The organism is Streptomyces anulatus (assembly GCF_000721175.1).
Taxonomy (GTDB): domain Bacteria; phylum Actinomycetota; class Actinomycetes; order Streptomycetales; family Streptomycetaceae; genus Streptomyces; species Streptomyces anulatus_C.
This window is the reverse complement of sequence record NZ_JOEZ01000033.1, coordinates 1-26,643: the sequence shown is the minus strand read 5'-3', so window position 1 is coordinate 26,643 and position 26,643 is coordinate 1. Positions and strand designations below refer to the sequence as shown.

17 protein-coding genes are annotated in these 26,643 nt (G+C 72.3%); 8 read left to right on the top strand and 9 right to left on the bottom strand.

The window, feature by feature from the left end:
* Nucleotides 1-19 precede the first annotated feature (19 nt).
* Nucleotides 20-1,309, top strand: coding sequence for a lytic transglycosylase domain-containing protein (locus IG90_RS0130695; protein ID WP_030591740.1), 1,290 nt, complete (start codon nt 20-22; stop codon nt 1,307-1,309).
* Between the two features lie 257 nt (nt 1,310-1,566).
* Here IG90_RS0130695 and ppk2 read toward each other — a convergent pair whose 3' ends face one another.
* Together ppk2 and IG90_RS0130685 are read right to left on the bottom strand one after the other, a co-directional pair.
* Entirely contained in the window at nt 1,567-2,532 is a 966-nt protein-coding gene (gene ppk2 / locus IG90_RS0130690; protein WP_030591737.1) for a polyphosphate kinase 2, read from the bottom strand.
* A 129-nt stretch (nt 2,533-2,661) separates the two neighbouring features.
* Nucleotides 2,662-3,723 carry an ATP-dependent DNA ligase gene (locus tag IG90_RS0130685; protein ID WP_030591735.1) on the bottom strand — a complete coding sequence of 354 codons (1,062 nt, stop codon included), beginning with the start codon at nt 3,721-3,723 and terminating at the stop codon, nt 2,662-2,664.
* Nucleotides 3,724-3,799: 76 nt separating this feature from the next.
* Between IG90_RS0130685 and ligD the strand changes: the two genes are divergently transcribed.
* Together ligD and IG90_RS0130675 are read left to right on the top strand one after the other, a co-directional pair.
* The gene (gene ligD, locus IG90_RS0130680; RefSeq protein ID WP_233436128.1) at nt 3,800-4,825 is read left to right on the top strand and encodes a non-homologous end-joining DNA ligase; all 1,026 of its coding nucleotides are present in this window, start codon (nt 3,800-3,802) and stop codon (nt 4,823-4,825) included.
* A complete protein-coding gene (locus IG90_RS0130675) occupies nt 4,822-5,889 on the top strand; it encodes an ABC-2 transporter permease (protein ID WP_030591729.1) in 1,068 nt (355 codons plus the stop codon). The genes ligD and IG90_RS0130675 overlap by 4 nt, the downstream gene beginning before the upstream one ends.
* 24 nt (nt 5,890-5,913) lie before the next feature.
* On the opposite strand, the gene IG90_RS0130670 is transcribed toward IG90_RS0130675, so the two are convergent.
* Together IG90_RS0130670 and IG90_RS0130665 are read right to left on the bottom strand one after the other, a co-directional pair.
* On the bottom strand, nt 5,914-8,151 hold the full coding sequence (locus tag IG90_RS0130670) for an OmpL47-type beta-barrel domain-containing protein (RefSeq protein WP_030591726.1): 2,238 nt from the start codon (nt 8,149-8,151) through the stop codon (nt 5,914-5,916).
* Nucleotides 8,148-10,652, bottom strand: coding sequence for a ThuA domain-containing protein (locus IG90_RS0130665; RefSeq protein WP_233436127.1), 2,505 nt, complete (start codon nt 10,650-10,652; stop codon nt 8,148-8,150). Before IG90_RS0130665 ends, IG90_RS0130670 begins: the two co-directional genes overlap by 4 nt.
* 283 nt (nt 10,653-10,935) lie before the next feature.
* On the opposite strand from IG90_RS0130665, the gene IG90_RS0130660 reads away from it, so the two are divergent.
* Nucleotides 10,936-11,961 (top strand): multicopper oxidase domain-containing protein, encoded by a 1,026-nt coding sequence (locus IG90_RS0130660; protein ID WP_030591720.1) that lies wholly within the window; start codon nt 10,936-10,938, stop codon nt 11,959-11,961.
* Between the two features lie 38 nt (nt 11,962-11,999).
* Here the strand turns inward: IG90_RS0130660 and IG90_RS0130655 are convergent, their stop codons facing one another.
* Nucleotides 12,000-14,219: a DEAD/DEAH box helicase gene (locus tag IG90_RS0130655; protein ID WP_030591717.1), complete on the bottom strand. Its 2,220-nt coding sequence runs from the start codon at nt 14,217-14,219 to the stop codon at nt 12,000-12,002.
* A gap of 391 nt (nt 14,220-14,610) precedes the next feature.
* Here IG90_RS0130655 and IG90_RS0130650 point away from each other — a divergent pair, with 391 nt between their 5' ends.
* The 3 genes from IG90_RS0130650 to IG90_RS0130640 all read left to right on the top strand — a co-directional run bounded on the left by IG90_RS0130650 (nt 14,611) and on the right by IG90_RS0130640 (nt 19,181).
* A complete protein-coding gene (locus IG90_RS0130650; RefSeq protein WP_030591714.1) occupies nt 14,611-15,405 on the top strand; it encodes a VOC family protein in 795 nt (264 codons plus the stop codon).
* A gap of 68 nt (nt 15,406-15,473) precedes the next feature.
* Nucleotides 15,474-15,728: a WhiB family transcriptional regulator gene (locus tag IG90_RS0130645; protein ID WP_030591711.1), complete on the top strand. Its 255-nt coding sequence runs from the start codon at nt 15,474-15,476 to the stop codon at nt 15,726-15,728.
* Nucleotides 15,729-15,797: 69 nt separating this feature from the next.
* A complete protein-coding gene (locus tag IG90_RS0130640) occupies nt 15,798-19,181 on the top strand; it encodes a hypothetical protein (RefSeq protein WP_030591708.1) in 3,384 nt (1,127 codons plus the stop codon).
* Between the two features lie 40 nt (nt 19,182-19,221).
* Here IG90_RS0130640 and IG90_RS0130635 read toward each other — a convergent pair whose 3' ends face one another.
* The 4 genes from IG90_RS0130635 to ssgD form a co-directional block, all read right to left on the bottom strand.
* Nucleotides 19,222-20,196: an acyl-ACP desaturase gene (locus IG90_RS0130635; RefSeq protein ID WP_030591705.1), complete on the bottom strand. Its 975-nt coding sequence runs from the start codon at nt 20,194-20,196 to the stop codon at nt 19,222-19,224.
* A gap of 179 nt (nt 20,197-20,375) precedes the next feature.
* A complete protein-coding gene (locus tag IG90_RS0130630; protein ID WP_030591702.1) occupies nt 20,376-22,700 on the bottom strand; it encodes an ATP-binding cassette domain-containing protein in 2,325 nt (774 codons plus the stop codon).
* Nucleotides 22,701-22,912: 212 nt separating this feature from the next.
* Nucleotides 22,913-24,568: an ABC-F family ATP-binding cassette domain-containing protein gene (locus tag IG90_RS0130625; RefSeq protein WP_030591699.1), complete on the bottom strand. Its 1,656-nt coding sequence runs from the start codon at nt 24,566-24,568 to the stop codon at nt 22,913-22,915.
* 210 nt (nt 24,569-24,778) lie between these two features.
* The gene (ssgD, locus tag IG90_RS0130620; protein ID WP_030591696.1) at nt 24,779-25,195 is read right to left on the bottom strand and encodes a spore wall synthesis regulator SsgD; all 417 of its coding nucleotides are present in this window, start codon (nt 25,193-25,195) and stop codon (nt 24,779-24,781) included.
* 207 nt (nt 25,196-25,402) lie between these two features.
* Here ssgD and IG90_RS0130615 point away from each other — a divergent pair, with 207 nt between their 5' ends.
* The gene (locus IG90_RS0130615) at nt 25,403-26,548 is read left to right on the top strand and encodes a WD40/YVTN/BNR-like repeat-containing protein (RefSeq protein WP_051860320.1); all 1,146 of its coding nucleotides are present in this window, start codon (nt 25,403-25,405) and stop codon (nt 26,546-26,548) included.
* The last annotated feature ends 95 nt before the right edge of the window (nt 26,549-26,643 follow it).

Sequence of the window (26,643 nt, the reverse complement as noted above, 5' to 3'; positions counted from 1 at the left end):
CCGGAGAGGGGAAGCCCGCATGAGCTTCAACCGCACCGTGCGCCGCCGGCTGAGCACCACGGCCACCGCCGTCGTCGCGATGACCGCGCTCACCGCGTCCCAGGCCCCCGGGTTCACGCCGCCCGAGCCCCGGCAGGAGAAGGCTGCCTCGTCGGACGATGTCGTGTGGACCGAGGTACCGGGCGACGACGTCTACCACACCGAGTTACCGCCGCTGCGGTCCCCGAAGCCGCCCGCACGCCAGAAGCCCGGGACGGAACCCGATCCCCTCGTGGCCCGTGCCTGGTCCGAGGCGGGCATCCCGGCCACCGTGCTGGCCGCCTACCGCAAGGCCGAGAGCGCGGTGGGCCGCAGCGACCCGGGCTGCGGGCTGCCGTGGCAGCTGCTCGCGGCGATCGGCAAGGTCGAGTCCGGCCAGGCGTCCGGCGGGCGGGTCGACGCGCGCGGGACGACGCTCACCCCGATCCTCGGCCCCGCGCTCGACGGGAGGGGCTTCGCGCTGATCCGGGACACCGACGACGGGGCGTACGACGGCGACCGCGGCTACGACCGGGCCGTCGGACCGATGCAGTTCATCCCGTCCACCTGGGCGGCCTGGGGAGCGGACGGCAACGGCGACGGCCGCCGGGACCCGAACAACATCTACGACGCGGCGCTCGCCGCCGGGCACTACCTCTGTGCCGGGCCCCGCGACCTGACCCGCCGAGCCGACCTGGACCGGGCGATCCTCAGCTACAACCGCTCCGACACCTATCTGCGGACGGTGCTGTCCTGGCTGGAGTTCTACCGCAAGGGCAGCCACCCGGTCGCCGACGGCCAGGGCGTTCTCCCGGCCAGCCCCGGCCCCGGCGGGAAGACCCCGCCCAAGGCCCCGGTCGGCGGGCCCGGTGCGCCGAAGCGTCCCGGCAAGGGCGACGGAGGCGTCGTCGTCGGCCCGCAGCCCACGCGGCCGCCGAGCCCGACCCCCACCCCTCGCCCCACGGACCCCGGATCGCCGAGCCCCAGCCCCGACCCGACCGACCCCGGCCCCACCGACCCCGGCCCGACCGATCCCGGCCCCACCGACCCCGGCCCGAGCCCCAGCCCCGATCCGACCGACCCGGGTCCCACCGATCCGGGCCCGGGCCCCAGCCCCGACCCGACCGGACCCACCACACCGCCCGACCCCGATCCCGGCGAGACCGGCCCGGGCTGCGCCGACGACACCCCGTCACCGTCCCCGTCCGGGCCGCCCCCGACCGAGGAGACACCGGGCGGCCGGGAAGAACCCGGCGATCCCTGCGCACCGGGCGAAGGGGCCGACGCCTGAGAGCCTGTCGGGTGACCTCTGACCGGGCGGCCACGCCCTGGCACGCACGCTTCCGGCGTTGCCGAGATGCCCTGGCAGCTCCGCAACGAGGACCTCTCGGCGCCTGGGAACCGCACGCACCAGGCCGCGTCCGCCTTTTCGATCGAAGACCACCCGACAGGCTCTGAGCCCGGTCCGGTCCGCGCGTTCCGCACCCGCGTCCGGACCGCCACTTGAGCCGAAGCTCAGAAGTCGCCGGATGGCACACCTGCTCACGGTCACGGCTGAGCGGGGTGGTCGCCCGGCCCCTGTGCCCGGCCGGACAGGGGGGTGGGCGAGAGATCCGCTCGCTCCTCCCCGGGCTCCAGCAAGGTGTCCGCGGGACCCAGGATCAGCGGATCCGGCGTTCCGACGGCCTTCTCGTCCTTGCTGTCGTAGGCGAAACGCCACAGAAGGCTGCGCATCGCCTCCAGCCTGCCCCGCTTCTTGTCGTTGTTCTTGACCACGGTCCACGGCGCACACTCGGTGTCCGTGGCCCGGAACATCTCGACCTTCGCGGTGGTGTACTCGTCCCAGAGGTCCAACGAGGCCACGTCGGTCGGTGACAGCTTCCACTGGCGCACCGGGTCGACCTGCCTGATCGCGAACCGTGTCCGCTGCTCACTGCGGGACACCGAGAACCAGAACTTCACCAGCAGGACGCCGTCCTCGACGAGCATCCGCTCGAACTGCGGGGCCTGCTTCAGGAAGTGCTCGTACTGCTCCGGCGTGCAGAAGCCCATCACCCGCTCCACCCCCGCCCGGTTGTACCAGGAGCGGTCGAAGAAGACGATCTCGCCGGCGGTCGGGAGATGGGCCACGTAGCGCTGGAAGTACCACTGCCCGCTCTCGCGCTCGCTGGGCTTCTCCAGGGCGACCACGCGTGCCCCGCGCGGGTTGAGCCGCTCGGTGAACCGCTGGATCGTCCCGCCCTTGCCTGCTGCGTCGCGGCCCTCGCACAGAACCACCAACCGCTGTCCGCTCTCGCGGACCCACCGCTGGAGCTTCAGCAGTTCGATCTGGAGGACCCGCTTCTCCTGCTCGTACGCCCTGCGGCGCATCCGCCATTCGTACGGATAGTTCTCCCGCCATGTCTCGATCGGACGGCCCCGGCCGTCGAGCAGCACGGGCTGCTCAGGACGCCGACCGTCCACGGTCAGGCCCTTCAGCAGCTCCTCCGGGTCGGTCTCAGGACCTCCGGTCATGGTGTCCCCGTTCGTCGCGTGGTCCGGTGAGGCGGGAGAGGGCCCACCCGCCGCGGATGAGCCCTCTCCCGCACGGGAATGTTCCCCGACTTCCGCCAGGCATGTCCGGGCGAGGCCCGGAGACCTCGTTCAGCCGCCTGACAGCACCTCGGACAGGTCGTAGGAGACGACCTCCTCCAACTGCGCGTACGTACAGCCGGCGGGGGACCGGTCGGGACGCCACCGGCGGAACTGCGTGGTGTGCCGGAACCGGTCGCCCTCCATGTGGTCGTAGGCCACCTCGCAGACCCGTTCCGGACGCAGCGGAATCCAGGACTGGTCCTTCTTGCCCGACCAGCGGCTCTGCGTCCCCGGCAGCCGTGACTGCTCGTGCGCCGCCGCGTCCGCCCACGAGCCCCACGGGTGCTCGGCGAACTCGGCGCGCAGCGAGGCGAGTTCCTCGGCGAGCTCGGCACGCCGCTTCATCGGGAAGGCCGCGCAGACCCCGACGTGCTGGAGCACGCCCTCGGCGTCGTACAGGCCGAGCAGCAGCGAGCCGACGACCGGGCCGCTCTTGTGCTCGCGGTAGCCCGCCACCACGACGTCGGCGGTCCGCTCGTGCTTGATCTTGTACATCGCCCGGGTGTCGGGCCGGTAGGGCAGGTCGAGCGGTTTGGCCACGACCCCGTCGAGCCCGGCCCCCTCGTACCGCTCGAACCACCGGCGCGCGATCTCGATGTCCGTGGTGGACGGGGCGAGGAGGACGGGCGCGTCCGCGCCGGAGAGCGCCGCTCGCAGCACCTCCCGCCGGTCCGCCTGGGGAGTGGAGAGGAGGGAGGCGTCGTCGACCGCGAGGATGTCGAAGGCGATCAGGCTCGCCGGGGTCTGCTGCGCCAGCATCCGCACCCGGGAGTCCGCCGGATGGATGCGCTCGCTGAGCCGGTCGAAGTCGAGCCGGCCCTCGTGGGCGATGACGATCTCCCCGTCGATCACACAGCGCGGCGGAAGGTTGTCCCGCACGGCGTCGACCAGGTCGGGGAAGTAACGGGTCAGCGGCTTTCCGGTGCGGCTGCCGATCTCCACCTCGTCGCCGTCCCGGTACACGATCGCCCGGAAGCCGTCCCACTTCGCCTCGTAACTCATGCCCGGCGGGATCTTGGACACCGACTTGGCGAGCATCGGCTTCACAGGTGGCATCACCGGCAGGTCCATAACCTGATTCTGGACCGCGCACCCACCCATGTCTCCCGATATGCAGCATATGTGCGACCGGCCTACGGTGGCCGACATGGGAGCAGCGGTGGAGCTGGACGCGGGCGGACGGTCCGTGAGGCTGTCCAACCCGGACAAGGTGTACTTCCCGGAGAAGGGCTACACCAAGAGGGACGTGGCCGAGTACTTCCTGGCGGTAGGACCCGGGATCACGCGTGCCCTGAGCCACCGGCCGACCACGCTCCAGCGCTTCGTGGACGGGGTCGAGGGCGACTTCTTCTACCAGAAGCGCGCCCCGAAGAACCTCCCCGAGTGGATCCCCACGGCCCGTATCGCCTTCCCCAGCGGCCGACCCGCCGACGAGATCTGCCCCACCGAGCTCGCCGCCGTGATCTGGGCCGCCAACCTCGGCACCCTCACCTTCCACCCGTGGCCGGTCCGCGCCGGGGACACCGACCACCCGGACGAACTGCGCATCGACCTGGACCCGCAGCCCGGCACCGACTACGCCGACGCCGTCACCGCCGCCCACGAGCTGCGCTCCGTCCTGGAGGACCACGGCGTACGCGGCTGGCCCAAGACCTCCGGCGGCCGGGGCATCCACGTCTTCGTGCCCATCGAGCCCGCCTGGACCTTCACCGAGGTGCGGCGCGCCACCATCGCCGCCGGGCGCGAGCTGGAGCGGCGGATGCCCGAGCGGATCACGACCGCCTGGTGGAAGGAGGAGCGCGGCGAGCGGATCTTCGTCGACTTCAACCAGACCGCCCGCGACCGCACCATCGCCTCCGCCTACTCCGTGCGCCCCTTTCCGCACGCCCCGGTCTCCGCGCCGCTGCGCTGGGAGGAGATCGACGACGCCGAACCGCGCGACTTCGACATCGTCACGCTCCCGGTGCGCTACGCCGAACTCGGCGACGTCCACGCCGACATGGACCAGGAGGCGTTCCGGCTCGACGGGCTGCTGGAGCTGGCCGACCGGGACGAGAAGGAGCGCGGGCTCGGCGACATGCCCTATCCGCCGGAGTATCCGAAGATGCCCGGCGAGCCCAAGCGGGTCCAGCCCAGCCGCGCCCGCCATGTTGACGACGGCGAGACGGCGTGAGCGGGAGCGACGACCGGCACGGTGCGCACGGGCGTCCGCTCACCCTCCGCGACCGCTGGGAGGCGTACAAGAACAGCCCGTTCCTCCCCGCGACCGTCCTCGTCCTGATCGTCGCCGCCGCGGCCGGGCTCTTCGCCGGCTCCTACACGTACGCGATGGCCGACCCCACTCCGCACCGGATCCCGGCGGCGCTGGTCACCCGGCCGGAGGTGGAGCGCGGCGAGGAGTTCGTCGCGGGCATGGAGAAGGCGCTCGACGCCTCGCTCGAACCGCGCGACTACCCGGACGCCGCCGACGCCCGCCGGGCCCTGGACGAGCAGAAGGTCTTCGCGATCGTGCGCGCGTCCGACGGGGGAGTGGCGCTCGACGTGGCCGGCGCCTCCGGTGCGTCCGTGGCCGAACTGCTCGCCGAGGCGGGCCTCGAGGTGGGTGACGCCACCGGGGCCGAGGTCACGGTCCGGGACGTGAAGCCGCTCCAGCGCGGCGATCCGCGCGGGCTCGCCCTGTTCTACATCTCGCTGGCCGCCGTGATCATGGGCTTCCTCGGCGCGATCCAGCTCAGCGTGCACGCCCACGGCCTGAACCCGGCCGAGCGGATCGCCTTCACCGCGGCGTACGCCCTGCTCGGCGGCTTCGCCATCGCGGCGGCCGTGGACTGGTGGCTCGGGGCGGTGGACCTGCCGTTCGTCCAGTCCTGGCTGATCCTGGCGTTCACGATGTTCACCTCCGGCATGGTCTTCACCATGTTCAACACCCTGATGGGCCGCTGGGCGATGATCCCGACCTGGGGCGTGATGGTGCTGCTCGGCAACCCCTCCTCCGGCGGGGCGGTGTCCTGGCCGCTGCTGCCCTCGGCGCTCGGGCACATCGGCCGCTGGCTGCCACCGGGCGCCGCCGTCAACGCCCAGCACACCGCCGTGTACTACCAGGGCCACCAGTTCGTCTTCCCGTACCTGGTCCTGGCCGGCTGGGCGCTGGTCTCCTGCACGGTGTTCTGGGTGTGGCGGCACCGACACCCCGGTGGCCGCGCCCGCACGCCGGAGCATGCGGCCGCGGCCACCTGAGGGATCTCCTCGGTGCCGGAGCTTCTACAGCTCCTTGATCCGGATGTCGCGGTACGAGATGACGTCGGTGACGCCGTGCACCTGGAGTCCGATGTGACCGGAGGCGAACCGCCGGCCGTCGGTGCCCGGGTCGTCGCCGCGCGGCGGCTCGAAGAGCTGACCGCCGGTGTTGTCGAACTCGTTGATCAGGACACCGTTGCGGTAGATCTCGTAGTGCTGGTCCACCACCTTGATCTCGTAGTCGTTCCAGGTGCCCTTGGGCGTGACGCCGGCGCCGCCGAGCCCCACCCGGTCGAAGCCGTACACCGAACCGGTCTTGTACATGTCTCCGTCCGGCCGGTCGTTGACCTGGATCTCATGGCCGTACTTGATGGCGACCCACTCCGGACGCGACTCCTCCGGGTGGTCGTGGACCTTCGGGAAGCGGACGAAGACCCCGCCGTTGGCGTTGCCCGAGCCCGGGGCGTCGTCCCGCCACTGGAGCTTCAGCGAGAAGTCACCGTACGCACGGGTCGGGAACCACAGCATGCCCATGCCGTCCACCGCGGTGGAGCTGGTGATCGAGCCCTCCTCCTCGTTCAGCCCGAACGCGCCGCCGCCCACGTGGCTCCACCTGGCGAGCGAGGCCGCCGTGCCGTCGAAGAGCTTGGTGTAGCCCTCGACCTGGCCCGGCTTCCCGATGCCCGACTGCTTGGCGGCCTGGTTGATCGCCCTGCGCTCACGCTGGTCGATGACACCGTCGGTCTTCAGCTTGTCGAGCACCGACGTCACGTGCTTGAGGAACAGCGCGTGGGAGGACCAGTCCTTCTCGTCCTCGATCAGCTCGTTGATCGTGCAGCGGTTACGGGTGATCCTGTTCGGCACGCCCGTGTCGATCGTGCCGACGAAGACGGTGTGCCGCTCGTCGAACTCCGCGCAGTTCGGCGCGGGAACCCCGCCGCCCTGGGCGATGGTGAACGACACCTTCTTCGCCTCGGAGGTGTTGCCGGCCTTGTCCGTCGCCCGGTGGACGATGGAGTGGTGACCGACCCGGTCGACGATCACCGCAGTGGTGTACGCCAGGTAGGGGCCGCCGTCGAGGGAGTACTCCACCTTGTCCACGCCCGAGTCGTCGTCGGTAGCGGAGACGGTGGCCCTGGCGCTGGTGATGAACGCTCCGTCGGAGTTCCTGTCGCCCTCGACCTTCACCGAGGTCTCCGGAGCCGTCCGGTCCTGCGACGGCGGCTCGACCACGGTGAAGTCGACGGACTTCTCGTCGGCGACATTGCCCGACCGGTCGGTGGCCCGGTAGCGGACCTGGTGCTCGCCCACCTCGTGGACCATCACCGGTGCGGTGTACGGCTGCCACGCGCCGGCCGCGCCGAGCGCGTACTCGATGGTGTTGACGCCGGACCCGGTGTCGGACGCGGTCACGGTGACCGTGGCCATCCCCAGGTACGCGCCCGCGTCGTCCTTCTCGCCCGAGACGGTCGCCGAGGTCTCCGGCGGCGTCTCGTCGTCGGTCGGCGGCGCGGCGACCGCGAAGTCGACGGACTTCTCCGCCGCGGCGTTGCCGGCCTTGTCGGTGGCCCGGTAGCGGACCGTGTGGTCGCCGACCTCGTTCACCACGACGGGTGTGGTGTAGGGCTGCCACTCGCCGTCCGTCCCGAGGGCGATCTCGACGGTGTCGACGCCGGAGCCCTCGTCGGTGGCCTCGACACTGACCGTGGCCTGGCCGATGTACGCGCCGTCGCCGTCTCTGTCGCCGTCGACCTTCGCCGAGGTCGCGGGGGCCTCGGTGTCGTCACCGCTGCCCTCGGTGACGGTCAGGATGCCCTGCATCTGGCCGTGGCCGGGGATCGTGCAGTGGTAGAAGTACCGGCCGGGCGACAGCGTGACCTCCACGCTGTGCTTGCCGCCCTCCGCGTCGCCCGGGTTGGCCAGGATGTTCAGCTGGACGTCGTCGTTGAACTCCGGGTCCGACACGCCGAACGTCAGCGTGTGCGGCATGCTCGTCGTGTTCCCGGTGGCCGTGCTGTTCTCGAAGACGATGGTCGCCTTGCCGGCCACCGCCGTCTTCGGCGCGGACAGGTAGTGGTCGATCGGATCGCCCGCGGTCCAGGTCAGCACCTGGTTGGCGGCGGCCGCCGGGGGAGCGTCGTCCCCCTTGCCGTACGCGGCCGTCGAGGTCAGCCCGAGGACCATCAGGAGGGAGGCCAGCAGGGCCACCCAGAAGTCCGGCGGACGATGCCGCCCGCGTGCCAGGAGCGCGTGGTGTCTCACTTCGCCGCCGCCTTTCCGACGAGATCCCTGGCGGCCGGGGTAGCGCCGCCGCCCTTGTACGAAACCCGCCACAGCGCGGACTTGGGGTCGGAGGTGAAGAACCCGCGCCCGTAGTCCAGGACGTACAGCGAACCGTCCGGCGCGAACCTCCAGTCCATCAGATTGCGGATGCCGTCGGCCCCGACCGGGATGATCTTCTTCAACGACTCGGCGTGCGTGGGCAGTCCGCCCCTTCCGGCCGTCTTCGGGTCGGTGAGCACGGCGTGCCGGGGCTGGGTGTCGTCGTAGAAGTCGCCGACGAACCACTTGCCGTCCCAGTAGGCGGGCCACTTGGCGGTGGACTCGCTCTGCGCGTCGTAGCGGTAGACCGGGCCGTTCATCGTGGCCTGCCCGCCGCCCTTGAGCCAGGGCAGCAGCTCCTTGCCCTCCTCCGCCTCGTAGCTCGGTACGCCGTTCTCGTCGCGCGGGTAGTCGACCCCGCCGCCCTGCGGCGAGTACCAGATGGTGTTCGGGGTCACCGGCGGCAGCTTGACCAGGCCGTCGTTGTGCGGCGACTCGTTCTTCGGGGCGTCGCAGTCGTACCAGCCCAGCGGCTTGGCCGGGTCCGGCAGGTTGCGGTCCCGGTAGGGCTGGTTGTTGCCCATGCAGTACGGCCAGCCGTGGTTGCCGGCCTTGGTGATCGCGGCGAACGTGTCGTACTTCGCCGGACCCCAGGTGGTGGAGGGCGAGCCCGCGTCCGGGCCGACCCAGCCCGCGTACAGCGTGTCCGTCGAGGTGTCGACCGAGATCCGGGCCGGGTTGCGCACACCCATCACATAGATCTCGCCGCGGGTCTTGCCGCCGCCCTCGTCCGGCTCGTCACCGGTGAAGAGGTTGCCGGACGGCAGGGTGTACGTCCCGTCGTCCTCAGGGTGGATCCGCAGGATCTTCCCGTTGAGGTTGTTGGTGTTGCCCGCGGTGCGCCGCGCGTCGGCGAAGGAGACGCCCTTGTAGTTCGGCTGCGGGTTGTTGCCGGAGTAACCGTTGCTGAAACCGGAGGAGTTGTTGTCACCGGTCGCGATGTACAGGTTGTCCTTCGAGTCCCACGCCATGCCACCACCCGCGTGGCAGCAGCTGTTGATCTGCACCGGCCAGCCGAGCAGCACCTTCTCCGAGGCCAGGTCCAGCTTGTCGGACGCGGAGTCGAAGGTGAAGCGCGAGACCTGCCGGGTCGCCATGCGCTTGTCGCGGTCGATCTTCGCGTGCGGTGTGTAGTGCAGGTACACCCACCCGTTCGACGCGAAGTCCGGGTCCAGCTCGATGCCGAGCAACCCCTCCTCGACCTTGACCAGTTCGTCGCCGCCGCCCTTGTTGCCGAAGACGTCCACCGCACCGGCCAGGGTGACCTTGCCGGTCTTCGGGTCGTAGACGTGGATCTCGCCCTTGCCCTTGCCGATGTTCGGGTCGCTCCAGTCGATGACGACCGGGACGGAGCTGTCGGCGCCGCCGCGCCCGATGTAGAAGACCCGCCCGTCCGGCGCGGTCACCAGACCGTGCGGTTCGCCGATCTGGTCGTTCCGGCCCGGCTGGTTGGGCTCGGTGACGCGCTCGGCGGTGTAGTTCGAGGTGATCGTCGCCTTGCAGTCGGCCTGCGAGGTCCGGTTCGTCCAGGCGAGGGCGCCGCGCAGGTGCTCGCGGAAGTCGGTCTCCGCGAAGCTGTCCGCCGTACCGCCCATGGCCGTGTAGAAGGACCGTCCGCCGTCGTAGTCACGGCACCAGGAGACCGGGTGGTCCCAGCCGTTGGCGCTCGCACCCGGCTTGTACGTCAACTCCCTCACGCGCGCCACGGTGTGGACGTCACCGGACGGGTTCTTCGTCCAGTTCAGCCACTTGTCGGGCCGCTTCCACTCCAGCGGCAGGCTCCTGGTGGCCGGGTGGACCCGGTCGCCGATCTCGACGGTCGCCCGCTGCACGGACGTCGGACCGTTCGCCGCCGGGCGGGCTCCGACCAGACCGGTGAACCAGTCCGAGTACGGCTCGGTGCGCGCCGCGTCATGGACGCCGAGGAAACCGCCGCCGGCCTCCATGTAGGCCTCCAGGCCCGCTTCCTGCTCCGGGTCGAGGACGTCGCCCCCGCCGGTCAGGAAGACGACGGCGTGGAAGGAACCGAGCCGCTTGCCGTTGGTGAAGACCCCGGGGTCGGCCGTGGCCACGGTGGCGAACCGCCCGGACTCCGGGCCGCTCAGCCCGATCTTCTCGATCGCCGCGATGCCGGCGTCCGTGTACGGCGCCTCGTCGCCCGCCGACGCGTGGAAGACCAGCACCTTGACCCGCTTCGCGGAACCGGGCGGAGACGGCAGCGACAACGTTGTCGCCATTCTCTCGACCAGGGCCCGGTCCGGCGACGGATCCGCGCTGGCCGGGCCGCCGCTGCCCAGCATGGACACGGTCAGTGCGCCGGCCGCCACGGCCGCCGCGAGGCCGCGTCGCGATCTGGACCGGTGATGTGATGCGCGCTGCATGTGGTCACCCACCCCTCTGTGGTCACTGCACCTCTCGGTGACTGTGGCTCGCTCTGCTCTTCGTCAGTTCTTCGTCCGTACCTCTTGATTCACTGCGACAGCGCACGAAGCTAGACCTCTTTTCGTGGTCCGCCAATAGCTATGGCAGCAATCGCACGAACTTTGTCCTGGGTGTGGATAAACGGAAGTGCCCCGGCTACGGTGTGGCCCGTTCCGGGGATCCCGTGAGCGGTGTTCCGATCGGCGATCGCGCCAGGTTCCTTATCGCAGTGGGGAGTTCGACATGGACCGAAGGACCTTCAGCCGGCGGATGCTGGTCGGTGGCGCGGCGGCGGCCGCGACCGGTGTGACATCGTTGTCACTCGGAGTGGTGGAGGCGAGCTCGGCCGAGAACCCGCCGCGTACCGCCCCGGCCGGCGGGGTGGTGCGCCGACTGAAGATGTACGCGGAGAAGCTGGCGGACGGGCAGCTCGGCTACGGCTTCGAGAAGGGCAGGGCCTCGATCCCCGGCCCCCTCATCGAGGTCAACGAGGGCGACACGCTGCACATCGAGTTCGAGAACCTCACCGACGCCGACGCCAGCCTCCATGTCCACGGCGTCGACTACGACATCGCCAACGACGGCACCAGGATGAACAAGAGCCATGTCGAGCCCGGCGGCACGCGGACGTACACCTGGCGCACGCACGCCCCGGGCCGCCGCGAGGACGGCACCTGGGAGCCGGGCAGTGCGGGCTACTGGCACTACCACGACCATGTCGTCGGCACGGACCACGGCACCGGAGGCATCCGCAAGGGGCTCTACGGGCCGGTCATCGTGCGCCGCAAGGGCGACATCCTGCCCGACAAGACGTTCACGATCGTCTTCAACGACATGACGATCAACAACAAGGCGGAGCACAACAGCACCAACTTCGAGGCCACGGTGGGCGATCGGCTCGAAGTCGTGATGATCACGCACGGCGAGTACTACCACACGTTCCACATCCACGGTCACCGCTGGGCCGACAACCGGACGGGCCTGCTGACCGGTCCCGACGACCCCAGCAGGGTCATCGACAACAAGATCTGCGGGCCCGCCGACTCCTTCGGCCTCCAGTTCATCGCGGGCGAACGCGTGGGCGCGGGCGCGTGGATGTACCACTGCCATGTCCAGAGCCACTCCGACATGGGGATGGCGGGGCTCCTGCTGATCAAGAAGGCCGACGGTACGATCCCGGGCTACGAACCCCACCATGCGGCGGGCGGCACGGAGGAGAAGGCCGAGAGGAAGAGCGCCGACAAGGGTGCGGCGGAGCACCGGCACTGACCGAGTCCGTCACGCGCCCGCGGAGGGGGCGGGCCCGGTCAGGGACGGTGGGTGTCGTCCGCCAGCCGCTGCTGCTCCGCCTCGACGATGCGCCGGACCAGCTCCGCGTCGGAGACGTCCACCGCGTCCGGGGTGGTCTCCGCGAGGTCGCTGCGCCGGGCGTACGCGTCGAAGAGCCGGTCCTTGCGGGCCAGCAGCTCCACCATGCGCTGGTCCACGCTGTCCGTGGCCAGCAGCCGGTGCACCTGGACCGTGCGCACCTGACCCATCCGGTGGGCGCGGGCGACGGCCTGGTGCTCAAGGGTGGGCTTGATCTGCGGCTCGCACAGGATGACCACGGAGGCGGCCTGCATGTTCAGCCCGGTACCGCCCGCCTGGATCTGGCTCAGCAGCACCGCGTGCCCGTCCACGGCGGAGAACGCGTCGACCAGCTCCTGCCGCCGGGCCGGCGGGACACCCCCGGACAGTGGACCGTACGCCCCCGGCCCCAGGGCGTCGCCGACCGTCGCGAGGACCTCGCGGAAGTACGAGAAGACGACCACCTTCAGGCCGTTGTCCCGTGCCTCGCCGACCAGTTCGCGCAGCCGCTCCAGTTTGGCGGACGCCTCGGGCACGGCGTACGCGGCCCGGCGCATCCGCATGAACCGCCCGGAGGCGACCGCCTCGCGGTAGGCGCCCCGGTCCTCGGGGCCGAACTCCTCCCACTCGTCCACGTGGACCAGCGCCGGGAGTTCGGCCAGCACGTCCACCTGGTTGCGGCGCAGATAGGCGGGGGCGACGGCCCGGCGGAAGGCCCGCGAACCGGCCGCGCCGTGCGTGCCGCTGACCGACGGCGCGAGCTCGGGGCGCAGTTGGCGCACCAGGCTGCGGAACTCCTCCACCCGGTTCTCCATCGGAGTGCCGGTCAGGAACAGCACCCGCTCCACGCGCTCCGCCCAGCCGGCGACCGCCCGGGACCGGCGGGCCGCGGGGTTCTTCACGAAGTGGGCCTCGTCCACCACGAGCATCCCGGGCCGCACATCGGCCGCCGCACCCTCGGGCAGCAGATGCAGCGCGTCGAAGGTGGTCACCGCCACCCCACCGCTCCCGCGCCAGTCCGCGAACGCCTCGGTCCGCTCCGCGCCGTGCACCGGAACGGCGCGCAGCGTGGAGCGGGCCCGGATCTCCCGGGTCCAGTTGATCAGCACGCTCGCCGGGCACACCACGAGGAAGTGTCTCTCGCCGTGGGCGGCGAGATGGGCGAGGGCGGCGATGGCCTGGACGGTCTTGCCGAGCCCCATCTCGTCCCCGATGACGACCCGCTTCTGCGCCAGCGCGAAGCGCGCCCCGAACGCCTGGTAGCCGCGCAGCGACACCCGCAGATGCGTGTCGTCGAGCCGGAGCGCACGCACCCGGTCCGCGATACCGGCGGGCAGGAACCCCTCGGCGGCGTCCCGGTCCGGACCGCTGCCGGACAACTCGGCCAACAGGCTGTAGTACTCGGCGGACCGCAGCTCGAAGTCCACCCATGCCTCAGCCGGCGACGCCGGTGACCGCAGCAGGTCGGCCGACGCCTGCGCGAGGAGCACCGGCAGGTCCCGCTCCGCGGCGGCCGCCACGGCCGCCCGCACCGAACCGAGCGCCTCCCGCACCCGGGCCCGCACCGCCCGCCCGGTGAACAGCATCCGCAGCCGGCTCCCGGCCGGTGCGGCCGCCGCCACCGCGGGACCGAGCAGTTCGGTCAGCCGACGGGCAGCGTCCACCGCCCGCCGCGCCTCCGCACCGGCCCCGACCAGCCGGTGCAGGGCGATGACCAGGGCGGTGCTCGTGTCGTCAGGGGCGTCCACGTCGAGCCGTACCGAGACGGTGTCGCGCACGGCGTGGGCGATCTGCCCGGCGGCGGCCAGCGCCTGGTCGGCGGTGTGCGCCCCGACCCCGGGGAGCTGCCGGAGCTCGTAGCGGTTCGTGCCGTGGACCTGCCCGACCGTGCCGAACCCGGCCTGCTCCAGGGCCACGAGGCGCAGCCGCCCCTCCGTGACGTCCTTGAGCCGGGCGACGGGGATGTGGGCCAGCTCCCGGTCCACCAGGGAGTCGAGCAGCGGATCGAGGACGGAGCGCACGGCGTCCACGGCGTTCGCCCGGTCCGCCGGCACGGCGCGGGCGCTCTCCAGGAGCCGCTCCGCGCGGGCGAGCAGCGCACGGGCCGCGCCGCCGGTGGACACCGGGCCCTCGGCGACCCCGCGCGCGAGCGTCCCGCCATCCGCCCCGCTCTGCTTCATGTGCGTCCTTCTGTTCCCGAGGGTGTCTCGCAGCCCCGGGCCCCCGCTCTCGTGGCCTCCTCGCCATCGTGCCACGCCCCGCGGACACTCCCGGCCCGTCGGGGCGACCGGCGACCGGCGACGGGTGCGCGGGACGGTGGACGGTGCGCGGGACGGTGGACGTGCGACGCGCCGGTCCGACGCTTCGCCCCGGCGGGCGCGCGATGCCTACTCTGGGCCGCACGGCGGTGGCGATCACCGCCGGTGGACCACACCCCGGTCGGCCCCGCGCGGACTGCGGTCACCAGTGCCCGGTGCAAGACTCGCAACGAGAGGAATCACCCCGGCAGTACCGACGAGCAGGGCCGCGGATCGGACGAGCGGGACCCCCGGACCGACTGAGGAGCACGCCATGACCAGCCCCACCTTCTCCGACGGAGCGCCCAGTTGGGTCGATCTCGGCACCCCCGACCTCGACGGGGCCACCGCCTTCTACCGGGACCTGTTCGGCTGGGACCTGATCCCCGGCGGCCCCGAGGTCGGCGGTTACGGCATGCTCACCCTGGACGGGCGGTACGTCGGCGGGGTGATGACGGTCTCCGAGGACGAGTCGCCGAGCGCCTGGTCGGTCTCCTTCCAGTCACCCGACGTCGCCGCCACCGCGGCGGCGGTGGAGCAGGCGGGCGGCCGCGCCGCGTTCGAGCCGATGAACGTCCTGGACTTCGGCAGCATGGGCGGCTTCACGGACCCGGCCGGAGCGTATTTCGGTGTCTGGCAGCCGAAGGAGCACCCCGGCTTCGGCGTCGTCCAGGAGCCCGGCTCGTTCCTCTGGGCCGAGCTGTACACCCCCGACGTCCCAGCGGCGGCCGCGTTCTACGGAAGCGTCCTCGGCTGGCGGACCGACGAACTCGAGGTGGAGGGCACCGACTACACCTACACCACGGTCCACCCGGCCGGCGCCGGACCGGAGGCGTCGTTCGGCGGCCTGGTCCGGATGGGCGACGTCCCGTCCGAGGCCGCCCGCGGCCCCCACTGGCTGCCGTACTTCGACGTCGCCGACGTCGACGCCACGGTGGCCGAGGCCAAGCGGCTCGGCGGTACGGAGACCCTGGCCGCCATGGAGGTGCCCGGCGTCGGCAAGATGGCCAACGTCGCCGATCCGTACGGGGCGGTCTTCGCGGTCATGAGGCCCGAGCCGAGGCAGTAGCCGCCCCTGCGGCCACTGATTGATGAATCGTTGATCAGTTGTTTATCGCCACCGGGCACCGTGGTCACATGCTGATCAACACCGTGACCGACGACGCACTCGCCTGGCAGGAGACCGCGTTGTGCGCGCAGGCCGGGCCCGAGTTCTTCTTCCCGGCCCCGGGCAGTTCGACCCGCGAGGCCAAGCAACTGTGCAACGCCTGCGAAGGGCGTCTGGCCTGCCTGGAGTACGCACTCGCCAACGACGAGCGGTTCGGCGTCTGGGGCGGGCTGTCCGAGAAGGAGCGCGAGCGGATGCGCAGAGAAGGACGCGGCCGGGGCTGAACGCCCCCGGTAGCACCCACGCACCGTAAACACCTGGGGTGATCGGGCGGCGCCCGGCACAATCGGACCATGACCGACGCCCCGCCGCTCGTCCTCGCCGCCGCCCTCCTCGACGCGCTCGAACCGCTGCCCCATGCCGGTCGCGGATGTGAACTGGCGGTGCGGGCACGCCGACTGGCCGCCGAGGGAACGCTGCGCGCCGTCCTCGACGAACTGGAGGACGGCGACCCGTACGAGCGCCGGATCGCGGCCATCGCCGCCTCGGCCGGCCGGGACGCCGCGTGGATCGCCGCGCACCTCGCCGACGAGGACGCCGTCGTGCGCGGACACGCCCTGCGCACGGCACGGGCGCTGGGCGTGCCGGACACGGCGTACGAAAGCGCACTCGCCGACGCGCCCGCCGCCGTACGCCGACAACTCGTGCGGGCGATCGTCGCCGACCGCCGCACCGCGCTCGCCGACCGTCTGGTCACCGTCCTGCGCGACACCTGGGGCGACCGCGATGCGGCCCGCCTGCTGCCCGGCTGCTCGGCCGCGACGGTCGAGGCTCTGCTGCCGGAGCTGCGGCGCTCGACGGACTGCTGGTCCTCGCTCGGCCACCACCACCCCGGACCGGTCCTGGACTCCGCCGAGGAGGAACTGACCGGCCTCCCCGCATCGGCGCGGGACGCCTGGTGGCAGGGGCACGGCCACCCCCGGGGCATCGCCGTGGCGGCGGCGGCCCTCCCGCACCGGGTGCTCGACCTCCTCGAACACTTCGGCCCCACCCGGCTGCCGGTCGTCCTGCACCGCCGCCTCGGACGACTCGTCGCCGCCGACCCCGCCCGCGTCGCCCGGCTCGCCATCAGGCCCGACGTCTGCGCGCACCTGCACCGCGCACTCAGCGGAACCGAACTGCGCCGCCTCGTCCGGGCGCTCCCCGACACGCTCCTCGTCGAACTGGGCCGCAGCGCACCGGACCCGGCGGGCCCGCTGCCCCGGCTCCTCCGCGCCCTGCCGCCCGGCCGTCGCACCGCGCTTCACGCAGCGGTCACCGACGGCAGGGGCGAGGGCGCGTCGGGGAACACCGTCGACACCCGGCTGCTGGACGCGCTGCCCCGCAACGGGGTCGTGGCCGTCGCCCGGCGGGCGGCGGAACGGGCCCGGGCGCGCCAAGACGCCGCCGCCGTCCTCGACGCCACGTCCTACCTCCCCTTCGACGAGGGACGCGAACCGCTCCTGGCCGCCACCCGGGGCCCCGCCGCCGCCGACCGCGCCACGGCCTGGGCGCTGCTCGTCGGCAGCGCGGGCCGCTCCGGCGACCCGGCCCGCGCCGCCACAGTGCTGGAGGACCTGCTGCGCCTGCGCAACGAACAGGACCCCGTCCGCTCCGCCGCCCTCACCGCCCTGAACGGGGTGAAGCCCGCCCTCTTCACCGACGCGGTGGAACCGTTGCTCGACCGCATCGCCGCCGACGCCGTGGAGGCCCGCGACTCCTCCGCCGCCACCCGCTCCGCCCTCGGCTCCCTGGCCGTCGGTGTGCTGCGTGAGCACGCGGTGACCGGGCAGCGCGACCTGCTCAACTGGGCGCTGCGCACCCTGGTCCGGATCACCGGCAGCAGCGGCAGCGCCGACCTGGGCCGCCTGGACCGGATGCTCCGCAGGGGCCAGGAGCACACCGTCTTCGACGCGCTGCGGCCCTGGCTGGAAGCGGGCGCGGAACGCTCCGACTACGGCCTCGTCCTGGCCCTGGCCCGCGCCGTGGGCCGTCGCGCCGACGCCATGCCCGGCCTCCAGGACCTGCTGTGGCAGGCCGTGGACTACGGCGAGCCCTCCGCCGCCCGGAGCGCCGCCGCCCTCTGGCTCCGGGCCCCGGCCGGCCGGGACGAGCGGACCGAGCGGCTGCTCGCCCGGCACCCGTCCGCCGTCGCACTCCCGGAGGTCCGGCGCGTCGTGACCGGCAGGCGTACGGACCTGCTGGCGCCGTACCTCGACGGGACGCCGCCCCGGGGCCGGTTCCTCGGGCCCGGCACGTCCTGGACGGTCGAGGTCGCCGGATCCGAGCGCTGGACGCCCCGTCAGCAGCGTGCCGCGCTGCGCGCGGTGCAGCGCACGGTGGCGGACGTGAAGCTGCCGCTGTACCTGCGCACCGCCGCCCTGGGGCAGCTCGCCCGCATACCCGGACGGGGCGCCGACGCCGTACGCGCCTGGACGGACGACCCGGAGGTGGTGATCGCCGAGGCCGCGCTCGCCGCCCTCGCGTACACCGACCGGCCCGCCGAGACGCTGCCCGAGCTGCTCGCGCACGCCGGTGACGACCGGGCGCGCGTCGCCGTCCACGCGGCGGGCCGGGCCGCCGCCCGCACCCGGCCCTCCCGGCTGGCCCCGCTGCTCGCCGCCCGTACGGCTCCCGGCACCGGCAAGGTGACGAGCCGCAAGGAGATGGTCCGGCTCGCCGCCGGTCTGCTGCCGCGCGCGGAGGCGGCCGCTCTCCTCGCCGACGCGTACGGGCAGCCCGGCCAGCATCTCGACGTGCGGGCCGCCTGCGTGGCCGCCGGTACGGCGCTGCTCGGCGACGAGCGCGTCTGGGAGGTGACCGAGGACGCGGCGGGCGGCGGACGCGCGCTGCGCGGAGCGGTGCTGCGGGCGCACCCGACGGAGCTGGACCCGGCCCTGCGGCCGCGCTACGCCCGGCTGATCCAGGACGTGTGCCGTACCGACGACGACACGCTGGCCGCCCTCGCCCACACCGCGCTGGTCCCCTGGCTGCCCTGGGCCCCGCACGCGGCGGCGGTCCTGGTCGACGCGGTCACCGATCTGGACCGGCGGGGAAGGTGGCGCTCGGCCGCCGACGCCCTCGTGGACGCGGCCCTGACCACCCCGGCCGCGGTCGGGGCCCTGAACCGCGCCCTGTCCCTGCTGGCCACCGGCGAGACGGCGGACGACGCCGGGGCGGAGCGGGACCGGCCCGCCCGCCGGCGGCTCGGCCGTCTGGCCAGGACGCTGTCGCTGCGGGCCGGGCCGGACAACCGGCCCGCCTCGGCGGTGCTCACCGAGGCGGGCCGGACCCTGGCCGCCCACCGCGACCTCGTGCCGGACGCCGTCGCCCTGCTCGCGCGCTCCCTGGACCTGGCGGCGGACCCGGACCCGCTGCACACCGAACTGGTCGCGCTCGCCGCCCTGCACACCGGTCGCCCGGCGCTCGCCGCCAGGACCGCACAGACGGTCGGCAGGCGGATCGTCGGATTCCGGGGGGCGGAGGCCGGCGACCCGGACACCCTGCTGCTCGTCGTCGCACGGCTGGCGGGGACGGGGGATCCGGCCGAGGGTCTCCTCGCCGCCGAACTGACCGTGGCGTGCGGCCTGCGCACCGGGTGGACCGGGCCGTGGCGCACCCAGCTGCGGATGCTGCGGCAGCACTCCTCGGACGATGTACGCGACGTGGCGTACGCCGAGGCCACCGCCGAGGAGTGAGACCCCGGGCCGGATCAGGGCATCGGCCTGGGGGCTGGGATCAGGCGCGGCCGCGCGCCACCATCCGGGCCTTGCGGGCGGCGAGCTTCTCGTCGAACTTCGACGCCTCGCTGTCCAGTCCGCCCATGTACAGCCCGAGCTCCTCCTGGGCCTTCGCACCCTCCGGGCCGAGCCCGTCGATGTCCATCACCTTCAGGAAGCGCAGCACGGGCTGGATCACGTCGTCGTGGTGGATGCGCATGTTGTAGATCTCGCCGATCGCCATCTGCGCGGCGGCCCGCTCGAAGCCGGGCATGCCGTGTCCGGGCATCCGGAAGTTGACGACGACGTCGCGCACGGCCTGCATGGTCAGGTCCGGGGCCAGCTCGAAGGAGGCGCCCAGGAGATTGCGGTAGAAGACCATGTGGAGGTTCTCGTCGGTCGCGATCCGGGCCAGCATCCGGTCGCAGACCGGGTCGCCGGACTGGTGGCCGGTGTTGCGGTGCGAGACGCGGGTGGCCAGCTCCTGGAAGGCGACGTACGCGACGGAGTGCAGCATCGAGTGCCGGTTGTCCGACTCGAAGCCCTCCGCCATGTGCGTCATGCGGAACTGCTCCAGCTTGTCGGGGTCCACGGCGCGCGAGGTGAGCAGGTAGTCGCGCATCACGATGCCGTGACGGCCCTCCTCGGCGGTCCAGCGGTGCACCCAGGTGCCCCACGCGCCGTCGCGGCCGAACAGCGAGGCGATCTCGTGGTGGTAGCTGGGGAGGTTGTCCTCGGTCAGCAGGTTCACCACGAGGGCGATCTTGCCGATGTCGGTGACCTTGGACTGGTCCGGCGACCAGGCGTCGCCGTCCTCGAAGACGCCCGGGAAGTTACGCCCGTCGGAGAACGGCACGTACTCGTGGGGCATCCAGTCCTTGGCGACCTTGAGATGGCGGTTGAGTTCCTTCTCCACCACCTCTTCCAGCGCGTACAGCAGCTGGGCGTCGGTCCACGCCTTCGAACTGCCGAGGTGGGGAGAGGTGATCGTCACGGGGAGCTCCTGGGGACGGGAGAATTACCTACGGCTTCGTAGGTTACGTGACCGTAGGTTAAAGCGCCGTTAAGGCCGAAGCCAAGCCCGCTCCCGGCAGCGGTCGGCTACGCAGGGCCATATGTCCAGGTGGTGAGGTGCGTGAGAGGCCCCTCCGAGCCCTTCCGGGCGCCGTTTCGCTACGCTGGAATCAGTGATTCCACCCCCGGGTCCCGGCGCAGATACCGCCCGGTGACGGACGTCGGATGTGCGAGCAGACCGGCGGGCGTCCCCTCGAAGACCAGCTCACCGCCGCCCTTGCCGCCGTCCGGACCCAGGTCGATCACCCAGTCCGCCCGCTTGACCACATCCAGGTTGTGCTCCACGCAGATCACCGTGTTCCCCGCGTCGACCAGCCGGTCCAGCAGATCCACCAGTGTGCCCGTGTCCGCCAGGTGCAGTCCGGTCGTCGGCTCGTCCAGCACGTACACGCTGGAGGTGCGGTGCAACTGGGTGGCGAGCTTGATCCGCTGACGCTCACCGCCCGACAGCGAGGAGAGCGGCTGCCCCAGCGTGAGGTAGGTGAGGCCGACCGCGTCGAGGGTGCGCAGCTTCCGCAGCAGCACCGGATCCTCGAACAGCCCGGCCGCCCGCTCCGCCGTCATGTCCAGGACGTCCACGATCGACCGGCCCCCGACCCGGTGCTTCAGCACGTCGTCGTGGAAGCGGCGGCCCTCGCACTCCGGGCAGGTCGTGGTGACCGGATCCATGAACGCCAGATCCGTCGAGATCTCCCCGCGCCCCGAGCAACCCGCGCAGGCCCCGGCGGAGTTGAAGCTGAACAGCCCCGCGTCCACCCCGTTCTCCCGGGCGAACACCTTGCGGATGGCGTCCAGCGCGCCGATGTACGAGGCGGGGGTGGAGCGCGACGAGGCCGTGATCGCGCTCTGGTCGATCACCACCGTCTCCGGGTACGCCGCCGTGAACACCCGCGACACCAGGGTCGACTTCCCGGAACCCGCCACCCCCGTCACCGCGGTCAGCACCCCGGCGGGGAACGACACGTCCAGGCCCTTGAGGTTGTGCAGATCGGCCCCGTACACGGGCAGTCGGCCGGTGGCGGAGCGGACGGTCTCCTTGAGTGGGACGCGGCGGCGCAACGACCGGCCGGTGAGCGTGTCCGCCTCGCGCAGCCGCTCGAAGGACCCCTCGAAGACGACATGACCGCCGTCCGCCCCGGCCCGCGGCCCCATGTCGACGACATGGTCGGCGACGGCCATCACGTCCGGGTCGTGCTCGACGACCAGCACCGTGTTGCCCTTGTCGCGCAGCCGCACCAGCAGATCGCCCAGCCGCCCGACGTCGCGCGGATGCAGGCCGACGCTGGGCTCGTCGAAGACGAACGTCAGTCCGGTGAGCGAACTGCCCAGGTGCCGCACCATCTTGAGCCGCTGGCCCTCGCCTCCCGACAGGGTCGTGGTCTCCCGGTCCAGGCTCAGGTACCCGAGCCCGATGCCGGCCAGCCGCTCCAGCCGTTCCCGGGCGGCGGCGGCGATCGGCCCGCCCACCGGATCGTCGATCCGCTCCAGTACGCGGACGAGTTCGGCGACCTCCATCCGCCCGTAGTCGGCGGGCGAGAGTCCGTCGATCCGGGTGGCGAGCGCCGCCGCGTTCAGCCGCGCCCCGCCGCAGGCCCCGCACACCCGCTCCACGGTGAACCGGGCGGCCGCCTCGCGACGCTTCTCGGACAGCGAGGCGGTGTCGCGCTTGAGGTACAGCCGGTCGAAGCGGGTCACGATCCCCTCGAACTTCATGTCCGCCGAGGCGGTCCGCATGTCGATCCGGACGGTGAACCCCGAACCGTGCAGCAGGAGCCGGCGCTCGTCCTCGCCGAACTCGGCCAGCGGCAGATCGTTGTCGAAGCGCCCCGACCCCCCGTACAGGTTCCACTCCCAACTGCCCACCGACAGACCGGGCAGCAGCAGGGCCCCCTCGTTCAGCGACTTCGACCAGTCGATCGCCCGGTCGAGATCCAGGTGGACCGTGCGCCCCACCCCGTCGCACTCCGGACACATTCCGGCGGGGTCGTTGAACGAGTACGCGGTCGCCCCGCCCGCGCTGGGGGTCCCGCACCGGGAGAACAGCACCCGGATCACCGACCAGATGTCGGTCGCCGTGCCCACCGTGGAGCGGACGTTGCCGCCCAGCGGCTTCTGGTCGATCACGATGGCCACCGACAGGTCCTCGACGGACTCGACATGCGGCCGCTCGTACTTCGGCAGCCGGTTGCGGAGGAAAGAGGTGAACGTCTCGTTCAGCTGCCGCTGCGACTCCACGGCGATCGTGTCGAAGACGACCGACGACTTGCCCGAACCGGACACACCGGTGAAGACGGTGATCCGGCCCTTGGGAATCCGGAGGGAGACGTCGCGCAGATTGTTCTCGCGCGCGCCGGTGATGACGATGTCGCGGTGCGCGGAGCCGGGGGTGTACGGCTCCGCGTCGCGCTCGGGGAAGCGATCCATGAGCGCGACGCTAGGCGGGATACCCGACAGCTTCTGTCGCCTTTTCCGTGCGGTCCTGTCTCCGTGCGGACATGCGCTTGCCCCACCCGCGCTCGTGCCCGTGAGGTCGGCCCGGGCACCGTGAACGCTGCCGCCGAAAACGCGCCCCGACCCGAAGGGCCACCGGACCCGGTTGCTCTCCCCGACGCCCGAAGGCCGCCGGCTCCGGGGTCTCAGCGGCCCTCGGCCCCCGGGTCCCACCCACCCGCGCGCACCGCCTCCGCCGTCGTGTCCCGGAGCTCGCCGTCGAGCCGGAGCCAGCGGGTGATCCCGATCGACTCCAGGAACGGCACGTCGTGGCTCGCCACGATCAGCGCTCCCTCGTACGCCGCCAGCGCCTCGGTCAGCCGCCGTACGCTCGCCAGGTCGAGGCTGTTCGTCGGTTCGTCGAGCAGCAGCAGCCGGGGCGCCGGATCGGCCAGCAGCAGCATCGCCAGCGTCGCCCGGAACCGCTCCCCGCCCGACAGGGTCCCCGCCGGGCGGTCCGCCGCGGCCCCCTTGAACAGGAAGCGGGCCAGCCGCGCCCGGACGGCGTTGTCCGTGCTGCCGGGGGCCGACCGGGCCACGTTCCGCACCACCGACGACGCGTCGTCCAGCACGTCCAGCCGCTGCGGCAGGAACCCCGTCGCGACCAAGGGGCTCGCCTCCCCCGAGAGAGGGGTCAGCTCACCCGCGATCGTCCGGAGCAGCGCCGTCTTGCCCGCCCCGTTGCGCCCGGTCAGCGCGATCCGCTCGGGACCCCGCACCATCAACTCGCCCCGCAGCGGCGGACCGTAGGGCGGCACCGGCTCGCGGAGCAGCAGCACCTCGCTGCCCGGGTGGACCCGGGTCCCCGGCAGTTCGACCCGGATCTCCTCGTCCTCCCGCACCGCCAGCTCCGCCTCGCCCAGGCGTTCCCTGGCCGCCGCCAGCCGCTCGGTGTGCAGGATGCGGTGCTTGCCGGCCGACTCCTGGGCGGAGCGTTTGCGCTGGCCCATCACGACCTTGGGCTCGCGCTTGGTGTCCCACATCTTCTGCCCGTAGCGCCTGCGACGGGCCAACTTGACCTGGGCTTCGGACAGTTCGCGCTTCTGCCGCTGCACGTCCGACTCGGCGGCCCGCACCATGCGCTGTGCCGCCTCCTGCTCGACGGCGAGCGCCTCCTCGTACGCCGACAGATTCCCGCCGTACCAGGTGACCGAGCCCTCGCGCAGATCCGCGATCCGGTCCACCCGCTCCAGCAGCTCCCGGTCGTGGCTGACGACGAGCAGCGCCCCCGTCCAGGCTTCGACCGCGTCGTACAGCCGCCGACGGGCGTACGCGTCCAGGTTGTTCGTCGGTTCGTCCAGCAGCAGCACCCCGGGCCGGTCCAGCAGCAGCGCGGCCAGCCGCAGCAGGACGCACTCGCCGCCGGACATCTCCCCGATGGTGCGGTCGAGCCCGATGTGCCCGAGGCCGAGCCCGTCCAGCGTGGCGAGGGACCGTTCCTCGACGTCCCAGTCGTCACCGATCACCGCGAAGTGCTCCGCCCGCACGTCGCCCGACTCGACCGCGTCGAGCGCCGCGCGCCGGTCCGCGACGCCGAGCACCTCGTCGACCCGCAGCGCGGTGTCCAGGACCAGGGTCTGGGGCAGGTACCCCAGCTCGCCGCGGACTTTGATCACACCTTCCTGCGGGGCGAGTTCACCGGCGATCAAGCGCAACAGGGTCGACTTGCCGCACCCGTTGAGACCGATGAGCCCGGTACGGCCGGGGCCCACGGCGAGATCGAAGCCGGAGAGGACCTCGCTGCCGTCGGGCCAGGAGAAGGCGAGGGAGGTACAGCTGATGTGAGTGTCGGAAGCAGGCATACGGATCTCCCGTGGACGTCGGGGAACGACAAGGACGGCTGCGAGAACTGAGATGGCACACGGGCGCTCCGGCCACGGCAAGGCGCGGCGGGCGCTGCACGGTGTGCACGGGACCTCAGATCAGCAACGTCCTACTCCGATCGACGACGACAGGAACCATCACGAAGGTAGGGCCGGGGTGCGGGCCCGGCAACCGGATTTACCTCGCGGTCAGCGGGGACCGCCGAGCAGGTCGGTCAGGCCCTGGTCCAGGTCCAGATACCGGTGCTCGTCACCCACCGGGACCAGCTCCTGCGCCCGCTGGAGGAATCGCCGCAGCTCCTCGGTGCGCACATGGACCATGGCGATGCCCTCGGGGGCGTGGAACTCCAGCACGGTCCGCTCGTACCCGAACGGCCGTACGCGCACGTCTCCCTGCCCGGTGGGGGAGTCCACCCCGGTGGACAGCAGCTCGCGGGAGAACTCCCAGGACACCTCGGTGCCCTCCAGGGTCGCCGGGGCCGGGAACGCCATGCGTATGGCGAAGGGGTACTGGCGGTCGTAACTCAGAGTCGCAGGCAGGGTCTCCATCCGCGGTGCGGACGCGACCATGCGGGCCTGCACGGACTGCTCGATAACGCTGGACAAGACCTGCTCCCTCTCCCGGCTGGGTGAACGGTTCCCGGCATTGGAGTAGACGACGGAACTCCTCGTTTCGTGCACCGGCGCGCCGCGTGAGCTGCGTCACCGGTTCCGGCCGGTCCCGTACGGATCTCCCCACACCCCTGCACTCCTGCCCGGTCGGCGGCGACGCACCCTGGACGGGCCGGAACCCGTGGGCTAGCTTCCAGCGCCATGAAGGCCATGGGGAACACGAGACGGCTGATGGCACTGGTGACCGGTGGGGCGGCCCTGGCCGCCGCACTGGTCGCACCGGGCGCACACGCGGCGCCGGCAGAGATCCCGGCCGGGGGAGCCGGGTCCAGGGAAGTGAGCGCCCGCGTGTTCCTGCCGGGCTGGCAGCTCACCGACACCGGCACCGACGCCCGCTTCCGGGGGCTCGCCGCGGTCAGCCGCACCACCGCCTGGGTCGCCGGGTCGAAGGGCACGGTCCTGCGTACCGGCGACGGCGGCCGCACCTGGCGGGACGTGTCACCGCCGGGCGCCGCCGGACTGGAACTGCGGGACATCGAGGCGTTCGACGGCCACCGGGCCGTCGCCCTGGCCATCGGTGAGGGCGAGGCCTCCCGGGTGCTGCGCACCGACGACGGGGGAGCGACCTGGATCGAGTCCTTCCGCAACACCGACCCCCGTGCCTTCTTCAACTGCCTGACGTTCTTCGACAGTCGGCACGGTCTCGCGGCGGGCGACCCCGTGGACGGGAAGTTCCGGGTCCTGTCCACGGCGGACGGCGGCCGTTCCTGGCGGGTCCTGCCCGACGCCGGGATGCCCGCCGCGCTGCCCGGCGAGGCGGGCTTCGCCGCGAGCGGTCAGTGCCTGGTCAGCTCCGGCCCCAAGGACGTCTGGCTGACCACCGGGGGAGCGGCTACCGCCCGCGTCCTGCACTCCCGGGACCGGGGCCTGACCTGGACGGCGGCCGCGTCCACCCTCCCGGCGGGCGACCCGGCCCGCGGGGTCTTCGCCGTAGCCTTCCGCGACCGGGGGCACGGCATCGCCGTCGGCGGCGACTACCGCCCCGAGGAGGCCTCCCCGAAGGCCGCCGCCGTCACCGGGGACGGCGGCCGGACCTGGCGGCGGTCCGCCACCCAGCCGCCCGCCTACCGCTCCGGCGTCACCTGGCTGCCGCACAGCCGCTCCGCCGCCCTGGCCGTCGGTCCGACGGGCACCGACCTCACGCTGGACGGCGGGCGCACCTGGCGGACCGTCGACCCCGGTTCGTACGACACCGTCGACTGCACACCCGACCTGGGCTGCTGGGCGGCGGGCGAGAAGGGGCGGGTGGCCCGGCTGGGGCTCCGGGAAGCAGCCGGCAGGCCCTAGGTGTTCTGTCCATGGAGGTTGGTGACGGATCCCACGGCTTAGGGATCTTGAACGAGTGAGGGCCTTCCGGGTTCGGTGTGGATTGCGACATCTAC

What these genes read in the sequence shown, in the direction of transcription:
- IG90_RS0130630 (WP_030591702.1), bottom strand. Translation starts at nt 22,700, where the DNA reads ATGGATCGCTTCCCCGAGCGCGACGCGGAGCCGTACACCCCCGGCTCC.
- ppk2 (WP_030591737.1), bottom strand. Translation starts at nt 2,532, where the DNA reads ATGACCGGAGGTCCTGAGACCGACCCGGAGGAGCTGCTGAAGGGCCTG.
- IG90_RS0130625 (WP_030591699.1), bottom strand. Translation starts at nt 24,568, where the DNA reads ATGCCTGCTTCCGACACTCACATCAGCTGTACCTCCCTCGCCTTCTCC.
- IG90_RS0130685 (WP_030591735.1), bottom strand. Translation starts at nt 3,723, where the DNA reads ATGGACCTGCCGGTGATGCCACCTGTGAAGCCGATGCTCGCCAAGTCG.
- IG90_RS0130655 (WP_030591717.1), bottom strand. Translation starts at nt 14,219, where the DNA reads ATGAAGCAGAGCGGGGCGGATGGCGGGACGCTCGCGCGCGGGGTCGCC.
- IG90_RS0130695 (WP_030591740.1), top strand. Translation starts at nt 20, where the DNA reads ATGAGCTTCAACCGCACCGTGCGCCGCCGGCTGAGCACCACGGCCACC.
- IG90_RS0130640 (WP_030591708.1), top strand. Translation starts at nt 15,798, where the DNA reads ATGACCGACGCCCCGCCGCTCGTCCTCGCCGCCGCCCTCCTCGACGCG.
- IG90_RS0130665 (WP_233436127.1), bottom strand. Translation starts at nt 10,652, where the DNA reads ATGCAGCGCGCATCACATCACCGGTCCAGATCGCGACGCGGCCTCGCG.
- IG90_RS0130615 (WP_051860320.1), top strand. Translation starts at nt 25,403, where the DNA reads ATGAAGGCCATGGGGAACACGAGACGGCTGATGGCACTGGTGACCGGT.
- IG90_RS0130645 (WP_030591711.1), top strand. Translation starts at nt 15,474, where the DNA reads ATGCTGATCAACACCGTGACCGACGACGCACTCGCCTGGCAGGAGACC.
- IG90_RS0130660 (WP_030591720.1), top strand. Translation starts at nt 10,936, where the DNA reads ATGGACCGAAGGACCTTCAGCCGGCGGATGCTGGTCGGTGGCGCGGCG.
- ligD (WP_233436128.1), top strand. Translation starts at nt 3,800, where the DNA reads ATGGGAGCAGCGGTGGAGCTGGACGCGGGCGGACGGTCCGTGAGGCTG.
- IG90_RS0130650 (WP_030591714.1), top strand. Translation starts at nt 14,611, where the DNA reads ATGACCAGCCCCACCTTCTCCGACGGAGCGCCCAGTTGGGTCGATCTC.